This is a genomic window from Nonomuraea cypriaca, from assembly GCF_015645445.1.
Classification (GTDB): domain Bacteria; phylum Actinomycetota; class Actinomycetes; order Streptosporangiales; family Streptosporangiaceae; genus Nonomuraea; species Nonomuraea cypriaca.
The window spans coordinates 63024-70156 of the sequence record NZ_JADOGI010000024.1; the positions used below are offsets into that span (position 1 = coordinate 63024).

General features: G+C 69.2%; 6 protein-coding genes. All 6 read right to left on the reverse strand.

Features of this window, described 5'->3' with window-relative positions; genetic code table 11:
* Window positions 1-50: 50 nt before the first annotated feature.
* Complete coding sequence (locus ITP53_RS10845) at window positions 51-2405, reverse strand: glycoside hydrolase family 65 protein (RefSeq protein ID WP_195895213.1); 2355 nt, start codon at window positions 2403-2405, stop codon at window positions 51-53.
* Window positions 2402-3145 (reverse strand): HAD family hydrolase, encoded by a 744-nt coding sequence (locus ITP53_RS10850; RefSeq protein ID WP_195895214.1) that lies wholly within the window; start codon window positions 3143-3145, stop codon window positions 2402-2404. Before ITP53_RS10850 ends, ITP53_RS10845 begins: the two co-directional genes overlap by 4 nt.
* Before the next feature lie 154 nt (window positions 3146-3299).
* Entirely contained in the window at window positions 3300-3527 is a 228-nt protein-coding gene (locus ITP53_RS10855; RefSeq protein WP_195895215.1) for a hypothetical protein, read from the reverse strand.
* A 69-nt stretch (window positions 3528-3596) separates the two neighbouring features.
* Complete coding sequence (locus ITP53_RS10860; RefSeq protein ID WP_195895216.1) at window positions 3597-4607, reverse strand: C-terminal binding protein; 1011 nt, start codon at window positions 4605-4607, stop codon at window positions 3597-3599.
* Window positions 4594-6360: an IlvD/Edd family dehydratase gene (locus ITP53_RS10865; protein WP_195895217.1), complete on the reverse strand. Its 1767-nt coding sequence runs from the start codon at window positions 6358-6360 to the stop codon at window positions 4594-4596. The genes ITP53_RS10860 and ITP53_RS10865 overlap by 14 nt, the downstream gene beginning before the upstream one ends.
* A 362-nt stretch (window positions 6361-6722) precedes the next feature.
* On the reverse strand, window positions 6723-6971 hold the full coding sequence (locus ITP53_RS10870; RefSeq protein ID WP_207755794.1) for a hypothetical protein: 249 nt from the start codon (window positions 6969-6971) through the stop codon (window positions 6723-6725).
* Window positions 6972-7133: the final 162 nt, after the last annotated feature.

Genomic DNA, 7133 nt, shown 5'->3' on the forward strand with positions numbered 1-7133 from the left:
GCGGCAGGCGGCGCCTGGCCCGCCCGGGTGACGTGTTGCTGGTTCCGCTGTCAATCCGGACGGCGGGGGGCGGCCTCGCGGCCGAGCGGCTGGCGGATCCTCAACTCTGGTACAGGCGCCTTGGGTATCGGGCGGGTGACCGGCTTCCCCCCGACCGGAAATTCCTGGCCGTAGTGAGTCAGTGTGAGGGGCGGGCCCTCCAGGAGCCGGTAGGTCGTCGAAGTCGGCGTGATGCTGACCCGTAGCAGGCGACCTTGGTAGCGCAGCCCGAAGGTCAGGCGCGTGATGCCCGAGGGCAGCCTGGGGGAGAAGCGCATCCGCCCCTGACCGGCGCGCATCCCGCCGAATCCCGCCACCAGAGCGATCCACGCCCCGGCCAGCGATGCCAGGTGAACCCCGTCGACGGTGTTCTTCTCAAGGTCCTCCAGGTCCATCAACGCCGCCTCTCCGAGGTAGCCGTAGGCGAGTTCGAGCTGCCCCACCTCGGCGGCGAGCACCGCCTGGGTGCACGCGGACAGCGACGAGTCGCGGACGGTCAGCGCCTCGTAGTAGGCGAAGTCGCGGGCTTTTTCCTCGGGCGTGAACGCGTCGCCGCGCAAGTACATCGCCAGCACGAGGTCGGCCTGCTTGACCACCTGCTTGCGGTAGAGGTCGAAGTAGGCGAAGTGCAGCAACAGGGGGTACTGCTCCGGCTTCGTGGCGGCGAAATCCCAGAGCGCGTGCTCGGTGAACCCCTCGCTCTGGGGATGCACGCCAAGCCGCTCGTCATAGGGGACGAACATCGCGGCGGCGGCGTCACGCCACGTGGCGGCCTCCTCGGGGGTCACCCCGAGCTGCTGCGCCCGGTCGAAGTGACGGGTGACGGCCTCGACCGCCGCGCGAAGATTGTGCTGGGCCATCAGGTTGGTGTACACGTTGTTGTCAGCGACGGCGCTGTACTCGTCGGGGCCGGTGACGCCATCGATGCGATACCGCCCCTCGGCGTCATGGTGACCGAGAGCGCACCACAGCCTGGCCGTCGCGACGAGCAGCGGCAGGCCGGTGTCCCGCTCGAACCGCGTGTCCTGCGTGGCGTCAACGTAACGTGTGACCGCGTCGGCGATGTCGGCGTTGACGTGGAACGCCGCCGCCCCGGCAGGCCAGTAGCCGGAGCACTCCTCACCATTGATGGTCCGCCACGGGAAGGCAGCCCCACGCAGCCCGAGCTGAACGGCGTGTTCCTCGGCAATCGGAAGGGTTGACTTCCGCCACGACAGCGCGTCGGCGGCGGCCGGAGGATGGGTGTACGTGAGAACCGGCAACACGAAGATCTCAGTGTCCCAGAAGGCGTGCCCGTCGTAGCCGGAACCGGTCAGACCCTTGCCTGGGATGGGGCGATTCTCCAGCCGCGCGGACGCCTGCAGCAGGTGGAACAGTCCGAAGCGGACAGCCTGCTGCACCTCGGGGTCGCCCTCGACCACCACATCGGCGCCGGCCCAGAATTCGTCGAGGAATTCCCGCTGCTCGGCGCACAGACCCTCCCAGCCGACCAGCCGGGCGGCGGCCAGCGCGGCGACGACCTGGTCATGCATGGCGGGCCGGGAACGCTGGGCCGACCAGCCGTAGGAGAAGAACTTGACCAGCCGCAGCCGCTGGCCGGGCTTCAGCCGCGTGGCGACGGTCACGCGGCTGACGTCGCCAAGGCCCTCGGCCTCGACCCGCGTGCCTTCGGGACCGTCGATCTCGTGGCACATGGCGGCGGCCACCCGCAGGCGGCTGGCCCGCGTGGAGTGGACCATGATCGCCACTCCGTCCTTCGCCGGTACGTTCTCCTCCAGAACCAGCGGCGACTCCAGAACGGCGGCCGCGCGCGGGTCGTCGCCCGCGTAAGCCACCGTCTCATTGGCGACCAACTCGGACTGCAGGACCACACCCTTCGACCGGTCGACGGCCTCGACTTCGTACTGGATCGCCGCCACCGCACGGTGGGTGAAGGACACCAACCGCGTGGAAGTGACGCGCACCTCGCCCCTGGTCGGAGAGCTCCAGTGCGCCCGGCGGGTCAAGGTCCCGGCGCGCAGGTCGAGGACCCGCTCGTGCTCGTGCAGCGTGCCGTACCGCACATCGAACGGTTCATCGTTGACCAGCAGCCGGATCAGCTTGCCGTTGGTGACGTTGACCACCGTCTGCCCGGACCCGGGATACCCGTAGCCCGCCTCGGCGTACGGCAGCGGCCTCAGCTCGTACACCGAGTTGAGGTAGGTCCCAGGCTGCCCGTACGGCTCGCCCTCATCGAGGTTGCCGCGCAGGCCGATGTGCCCGTTGGACAGCGCGAACACCGATTCGGTCTGCGCGAGCACGTCCAGGTGGAGCCGACACTCCCGCACCGACCAGGGCTCCACCGTGAAGGCAGGATGCTGGATCATCGCGGGACCAGCAGCTCGGCCAGGTCGGTGACCACGATGTCCGCACCGTGCTCACGCAGCGCCTCCGCCTGCCCGGCCCGGTCGACGCCGACGACGAACCCGAACCTTCCGGCACGGCCGGCCGCCACCCCCGCCAGCGCGTCCTCGAACACCGCCGCCTCGGAAGGCTTGAGCCCGAGCGCCTCCGCCCCCGCGAGATACATGTCCGGTGCGGGCTTGCCCGCGAGATGCCGCCGCTGGGCCACCACACCGTCGATCCGCGCCTCGAAGATCTCGGCGAGCCCGGCGGCGGTGAGGACCCGCGCCGTGTTGGCGCTCGATGAAACGACGGCTCGGCGCAACCCCGCGTCCCGCACCGCCTGGACGTACCGGACCGAGCCGGGAAACACCTCCACGCCCTCCCTGTCCATGATCGTCTGGACGAGGGCGTTCTTCCTGTTGCTCAGCCCGTGCACGGTCAGCGCGTCCGGCGGATCGTCCGGCGATCCCTCGGGCAGGGCGATACCTCGTGCGGCCAGGAAGCTCCTGGTCCCGTCCAGCCGCTTCTTCCCGTCGACGTAGCGGTCGTAGTCGGCGACCGCATCGAACGGCACGAACGGGTTTCCCGTCCGATCGGCCCATCCCCGCAGGAATTCGTCGAACGCCGACTTCCACGCGGCGGCGTGCACCGTCGCGGTGCGGGTGAGCACACCGTCCATGTCGAACAGACACCCGCGCACCCCGTCAGGCAACCCCAGCATCGGCCCTCCCCCGATCAGGCGCATACGTTCTACGTACCCACCTGCGGCTTCGCCACTTCACCAGCCGCCTCCCGCGGAGGTGCACGCCCGCCGGAGTCGCTGAACCGGACCGGTTCGGGTGGTCCCCGCTCGCCCGGACCGGTGCGGCGTGGGGTCAGCTCTTGCGGCGGAGCCGGCCGCCGCCGATGCGGGTCGCGACCACGCCGACGACCACCGTGATGACGCTCATGATCACGCCGAGCGCGGCCGCCTGTTCGAGCTGGTTGCCCGTGCTGTATTCCAGCAGCAGCACCGACAGCGGGGTCGAGTTCACGCTGTTCAGCAGGATGACCGTGCTCACGTCGCGGAAGGCCGCGTCGAAGGTGAGGATCGCGACGGCCACCGCCCGGTCCCGGGTAGGCCGTGATCAGCGGCCGCTGGGTGCCGTATTCGTCGCCCTTCCAAGGGAACCTCAGGGACGAGAGCCGGCCGTCACGTCGTTGACCGGGCTACGGGCGCCTTGCCCGGTCAGGACCCGTACGGCCTCTTCCGCGGCGATGCGCCGCACTGTGGTGATGGCCTGCTCGGAGTAGTAGGCGGCGTGCGGGGTGACGATCACGTTGGGCAGCGTGAAGAGGGGGTTGCGCGGGCGCCAGTCGCGCTGTTTCGCGGGCTCCTCCTCCAGGTCGTCCAGTGCTGCGCCGGCGATCCATCCCTCGGTGAGTGCCTGGTAGATCGCCGTATCCTCCACGATCGGGCCGCGAGCGGTGTTGATGAGGATGGCGGTCGGCTTCATCCTGCGAAGCGTCGCACGGTCGAAGGTGTGGTGTGTCTCGGGGGTGAGCGGCGCCTGGATCACCAGGTAGTCGGCGCCTTCCACGAGTTCGTCGAAGGACACCGGCCGCACCTGGCGCGATCGGATCTCGGACTCGTCGAGGAACGGATCGTGCGCCCAGACCTCGACGCCGAACGCTCTCGCGCGTTCGGCGATGAGCTGTGCGATGGAGCCGAAGGACAGCAGCCCGAACACCCGTCCCCGCAGGCGCAAGATCGGCTCTCCGCTCTGCCACTGCCATACGCCCTGCCGGGTCGCCCGGTCGTATTCGCAGATCTTGCGGGCGGCGGCCAGCCAGAGCGCGACGGCGTGATCGGCGACCTCATCGGCGCACCACTCGTTCGGCGCGTTCGTGACCTGGATGCCCCGCCGGGTCGCGGCGTCGACGTCGACGATGTCCACGCCCGTGCCGTAGCGAGCGATCACCCGGCAATGGGTGAAGGCGTCGATGGCGCGGGAACCGACCCGAGCGTACTGGGTCAGGACGCCATCGACGTCCCGGCCCTTTTCGATCACCTCGTCCTCGCTCTTGCACTGTGCGGCGAGGAGCTCGAATCCGGCGCCCTCGACGATCGCACGTTCGATGTCCACATCGCCGAAGTCGGAGTCGGCGATCATGATGGTGCCTCTGGCGTCAGTGCGAGTCACGGGGAATCCCCTTGGTGTGAACGAGATCCTGGTACGACAGGGCGAGCTCCAAGCAGCCTCCGCTGTCCAGTTGCCCGACCGTGGAGCGGTAGATCTCCTGCCACGGCGTCTGGTTTTCGAATACCGGCGGTGTGTAGTCAGCCCACCGCGCGGCGATCTCCTCATCCGGCAGGAGGACGTCGACGCGCGCATTGTCCACGTCGATTCGGATGCGGTCGCCGGTGCGCAGGATGGCGAGATTGCCGCCGGCCGCGGCCTCCGGGCTGGCGTTGAGAATGGAGGGTGCGTCCGAGGTGCCGCTCTGGCGGCCGTCACCGAGCGTGGGCAGCGTGGTGAATCCCCGCCGGAGCAGCGCGGCGGGGATCTCCATGTTCACGACCTCGGCCGATCCCGGATAGCCGATCGGCCCGGTGTAGCGGATGACGAGGATGCAGTTCTCGTCCAGGCCCAGTTCGGGATCTTCGATGCGGGCGTGGTAGTCCTCGGGCCCGTCGAAGACGATGGCGCGATAGTCGGACACCGCGTGGAGGCCGTTGAGGACCGAGGTCTTCATGACCGCGGAGTCGAACAGGTTGCCCGTCATGATGAGAAGTCCGCCGCGCGCGGCGACAGGCTCGTCGAAGGGACGGATGACCGTCGGGTCGGCGGGCGGGGTATCGGCCAGGTTCTCGGCCACGGTACGGCCGGAGACGGTCACGGCGTCGCCGTGCACGCGCCCCGCGGTCAGCAACGACCGCATGATGGCGGGGACGCCGCCGGCGCGGTAGAAGTCCTCGCCGAGGAACTCACCGGCGGGGGCGACGTTCGCCAGCACTGGGATGCCGGCTCCGACTCGTTGCCAGTCCTGGATGGACAGCGGCACCCCGACGTGTCGCGCGATGGCGTTGATGTGGATGGGCACGTTGGTGGAGGCGGCGATGGCCGAGGCGACCACGATCGCGTTCTCGAAAGCCTGCCAGGTCATGATCTTGCGCGGGGTGAGGTCCTCGCGCACGAGGTCCACCGCTCGGCGGCCTGTGTCGTAGGCCATCTGCCCGCGCCGGCGATAGGGGGCCGGGATCGCCGCGCAGCCTGGTAGGGACATCCCCAGGGCCTCGGCCAGACTGTTCATCGACAGCGCGGTGCCCATCGTGTTGCAGTGACCGATGCTGGGCGCGGAAGCGGTCACGCGCGCCATGAATTCGTCGTAGTCGATCTGCCCGGTGGCGAGCAGCCGCTTCGACTGCCAGATCACCAGCCCTGAGCCCGATGAGGCTATCCGCTCGCCCTGGTGATAGCCGTTGAGCATCGGCCCTCCGGACAGGACTATCGCCGGGATGTTCACCGTCGCTGCCGCGGCCAGGCACGCGGGCGTGGTCTTGTCACAGCCTGTCGTCAGAACGACTCCGTCGAGCGGATATCCGTAGAGCACCTCGACCAGCCCGAGGTAGGCGAGGTTGCGATCCAGCGCGGCAGTCGGGCGTTTACCGGTCTCCTGCAGCGGATGGACGGGGAACTCGAGCGGGATGCCACCGCCGTCGCGGATCCCGTCCTTGACCCGGTCGGCGAGTGCGAGGTGGTGGCGGTTGCAGGGAACGAGGTCGCTACCCGTCTGGGCGATGCCGATGATCGGCCGGCCGGACTGGAGTTCCGCCGGGCTCAGCCCGAAGTTGAGAAAGCGTTCGAGATACAGAGCCGTCATCTCCGGATTGCCCGCGTTGTCCCACCAGGCCTGGCTGCGCAGGCCGCCTGTGGCGCGCTCCGTCGACGGCATCAGCCACCCCACGTCCAGCAGCAGCCGGCCGTAGGCAGGCAGGCGCAGGGCCGGCGCATCGCGGCGGACCGGCGAAATGACGGATCTGGATCGAGCATGCGGATTTCCTCTTTGTCGTACGGCGGACCGCCGGAGGGCACCGCTCCTCACGGGCGATGCGTACTTCCCCGAAGACCGCCGGCGTCGCGGAAACAGGCAGCAGTGTGCCGCGCTGACGGAAACCCAACCCCCCGCTGAGCAGCCACGTCGCATCGGTCATGGGCGCCGACGGCCGATGACTGGCCTACCCGCACGGCCCCACCATGTAAACGCCGTCCTCCCGCCCGGGCGATGCGCGGCGAACGGTCAAATCCGGATGGGCGTCAACCGCGCCCGGGGCGATCGAGGCCGATGATGAGCGCCTCGATGATGCACCGCAACCGTGGCGGTACTTCGACGATGGCGTGGGACAGCTGGAGCTCGGTGCGGTAGAGCTCACGCAGCCTCGGGCCGGGCTCGGCCATCTGCCGGAGCGCGCCGGCCATGCTCGTCGCCACGGTGACAAGGTTGCTTCCCCGCGCCTCATCGAGGCCGAACAGGCGCTGCCGCGCGATCGGCCGGTTACCCCTCATTCGCCTGGCGTGTGGCCTGCGCGGTGACGCGCTCGATGGCCTGGACGGCGACATCGGGCTGGTCGAGGTAGATGTAGTGCTCGCTGTTCGTGGCCGTGGTCAGCTTGCTGCGGCCGGACAGCGCGAGCCACTCGCGCTGGCCCGCGGACCACGCCTGCTCCA

Bases quoted from the DNA above. Each gene is read 5' to 3' on its own strand.
- ITP53_RS10845 (WP_195895213.1), bottom strand. From the start codon at position 2,405: ATGATCCAGCATCCTGCCTTCACGGTGGAGCCCTGGTCGGTGCGGGAG.
- ITP53_RS10865 (WP_195895217.1), bottom strand. From the start codon at position 6,360: ATGCCGTCGACGGAGCGCGCCACAGGCGGCCTGCGCAGCCAGGCCTGG.
- ITP53_RS10870 (WP_207755794.1), bottom strand. From the start codon at position 6,971: ATGAGGGGTAACCGGCCGATCGCGCGGCAGCGCCTGTTCGGCCTCGAT.
- ITP53_RS10850 (WP_195895214.1), bottom strand. From the start codon at position 3,145: ATGCTGGGGTTGCCTGACGGGGTGCGCGGGTGTCTGTTCGACATGGAC.